Annotated in this window: 2 protein-coding genes; one reads left to right on the top strand and one right to left on the bottom strand. The window is 69.8% G+C overall.

Translation table 11 applies throughout. From position 1 onward, the window contains the following. The coding region (locus tag ACOJTC_RS30550; protein ID WP_420119478.1) for a class I tRNA ligase family protein at nucleotides 1–1,159 on the bottom strand (1,159 nt) is incomplete at its 3' end. A gap of 70 nt (nucleotides 1,160–1,229) precedes the next feature. Here ACOJTC_RS30550 and ACOJTC_RS30545 point away from each other — a divergent pair. Further along, nucleotides 1,230–1,913: a hypothetical protein gene (locus ACOJTC_RS30545; RefSeq protein ID WP_420119477.1), complete on the top strand. Its 684-nt coding sequence runs from the start codon at nucleotides 1,230–1,232 to the stop codon at nucleotides 1,911–1,913. The last annotated feature ends 985 nt before the right edge of the window (nucleotides 1,914–2,898 follow it).

Raw genomic sequence — 2,898 nt, 5'->3', positions numbered from 1 at the left:
TCACCCGGCCGTCGCGCACCGCGTCGCCGGCCGCCTTCGCCAGCGGGGTGGTGTTGACGAACCACTGCAACGACAGCCGCGGCTCGACCGTGGTACGACACCGCGAGCAGTGCCCCACCGCGTGCACGTACGGCCGCTTCTCGGCCACGACCCGGCCCTGCTCGCGCAGCGCCGCCACGATCGCCGGGCGGGCCTCGTACCGGTCCAGGCCCTGGAACGGACCGGGCGCGGTGATGACGCCCCGCTCGTCCATGATCGTCAGAGCGGGCAGGTCGTGCCGCTGGCCGATCTCGAAGTCGTTGGGGTCGTGCGCCGGGGTGACCTTGACCATGCCGGTGCCGAACGCCGGATCGACGTGCTCGTCGGCGACGATCGGGATACGCCGGCCGGTCAACGGCACCTCGACCTCGGTGCCGACCAGGTGCCGGTACCGCTCGTCGTCGGGGTGCACGGCCACGGCGGTGTCCCCGAGCATGGTCTCGGCCCGGGTGGTGGCGACCACCACGTCGTCGCTGTACCGGATCGAGACCAGCTCACCCTCGTCGTCGGTGTGCTCCACCTCGATGTCCGACAGGGCGGTCAGGCAGCGCGGGCACCAGTTGATGATCCGGTTGGCCCGGTAGATCAGACCCTCGTCGTAGAGCTTCTTGAACATGGTCTGCACGGCCCGGGACAGGCCCTCGTCCATGGTGAAGCGTTCCCGGTCCCAGTCGACCGAGTCGCCGAGCCGGCGCATCTGGCCGAGGATCGCCCCGCCGGACTCGGCCTTCCACTGCCAGACCCGCTCGACGAACTTGTCCCGACCGAGGTCGTGCCGGGACAGCCCCTCACCCGCGAGCTGCCGCTCCACCACGTTCTGGGTGGCGATGCCGGCGTGGTCCGTGCCGGGCAGCCAGAGCGCCTCGTACCCCTGCATCCGCTTACGGCGCACCAGCGAGTCCTGGACGGTGTGGTCCAGGGCGTGGCCCATGTGCAGCACACCGGTGACGTTCGGCGGGGGGATCACGATGGTGAACGGGGGCTTGTCACTCTGCGCCGACGCCCGGAAGTGGCCGGCGGCTACCCACTGCTCGTACCGTCGCTGCTCTACCTCGCCGGGCTGGTACTGGCCGGCAAGGGTCGGGGCGTCGGGGCGTCGGGCATCCAGTCTCTCGGTCACCTGTGAAAGTCTACGGAGCGCTTCGGCGGACCCGACGTGCGCCACCGGTCATTCGCGTACGGTGGCGAACATGTCCGACGCACATCTCACCGAGCGTCAGCTCATCGAGGGTCCCGAACCGGTCGAGCTGACCGACGAACCGATCCGGTTGAGCACCCACGACCCGGAGCAGAGCCCGCAGGGGCGGGGCCCGGTGTCCCGACGCCGGCGGATCGCGCTCACCGTCGCGCTCGTGGTCGGCCTCGTCGGCGCCGCCGCGCTCGGCACCGCGGGCTGGCGCATCGCCCAGCAGAAGGACGTCCGGCTGGACCCGCCCGGCCACCTCGCCGGTCTCACCCGCGACGACTCCGACCGGGCCCGCAGCACCGCCGACTACCTGCGCGCCGGATTCGCCGCCGACATCGACCTGGACCGCAGCATCGGTACGGTCTACCGCGACCCCGCCGACGAGAAGCGGACGGTGCTGTTCTTCGGTGGCACCACGCTGCTCTGGCAGCCGGAACGCGACCTGGACAGCCTGTTCCGGTTGATGGCCGACGAGACCGGCAAGGTGACCGACCTCCGTACGGTGCCCGCCGGGAAGTACGGCGGCGTGATGAAGTGTGGTCGGACCAGCGGTGACGGTGGCGACTTCGCGATCTGCGGCTGGGCCGACCACGGCAGCGTGGCGATGGGCATGTTCGCCAACCGTTCCGTCGACGACTCGGCCAGCCTCTTCCGCCAACTCCGCGAAGGCATCCAGACCCGGGACTGACCGCTGCCGGGCCTCCCCTCGCCCAGCTCGCCCCTGGCCCAGCTCCCCGCTCGCCCCTGGCCCCGTTCGCCGCTGGCCCAGTTCGCCGTTCGCCCAGCTCCCCGCTCGCCACCAGGACGCCCTCCGCCTCCTCGACCCCCGGTTGCCCTCGCCGCCCCTGTCTCCCTCGGGGCCCTTGCGCTGACCGTGCCATGTCGGCGACGTTGCGCTTTCCCAGCCGAGCATTACCGCAACGTTGCCACCCAAGCGGTCCCTGTCCACGGGGTCGAGTTGACCGCGCCGGTACTGGGGCGGTCAGGGTCATCGTGATATCGCCGGCCGGTGGTAGCCGTGCGGGGCTGCCTGCTGATGGGTGGTAGTGGTTGGGTCAGCTTGGCTTGGCGCTTGGCGCTGTCGTGGCGTGTCATGGTCGGTTGCTTCAGCGGTTGTTGATTACTCCGAGGTCGGGGATGTGGGGTATCCCGTTCTGGGTCGGGGGCGGGTGTGGTCTATGTCTGGGACGGTGCCGCCTGTATTGGGGATGTGGGGGTATTCCGTGTTGGGCTGGGGTTGGGCACCGCTTTGTGTCTGGCTGCCTACCGCCCATGTCGGGGAGGTAGGGGTATCCCGTGTAGGGATGGCCGCTTCTTCCGCCCACCAGCCCTCATCCCATCAGCGCTCAGCCCATCAGCGCTCATGCTTGGGGTCCTTGGGCCGGGGCGAGGGGGTTCCGGAGGCGAGGGGTTCCGGGGGCGTGACCTTTCCGCGTCCGGGGCGGCTTGAGTTTCCGCCTTAGGTGGCGGGGGTTCTCCCACCGATGGCGGGGAGCAGTTCCGGGGGGAAATGGATGGCGGGGAGCAGTTCTGGGGGGAGTTGGTGTGGAATGCAGTTGAGGCCAACCCCTGTTCGGGGTTGGCCTCAACTGAAAGGTTGTCCGGCGGTGTCCTACTCTCCCACACCCTCCCGAGTGCAGTACCATCGGCGCTGGAGGGCTTAGCTTCCGGGT

This window comes from Micromonospora sp. (genome assembly GCF_048594385.1).
GTDB classification, from domain to species: domain Bacteria; phylum Actinomycetota; class Actinomycetes; order Mycobacteriales; family Micromonosporaceae; genus Micromonospora; species Micromonospora wenchangensis.
This window is presented reverse-complemented; position numbering and strand designations above follow the sequence as displayed.

Excerpts from the sequence above, each read along its gene's own strand:
- ACOJTC_RS30545 (WP_420119477.1), top strand. The coding sequence starts at position 1,230 with ATGTCCGACGCACATCTCACCGAGCGTCAGCTCATCGAGGGTCCCGAA.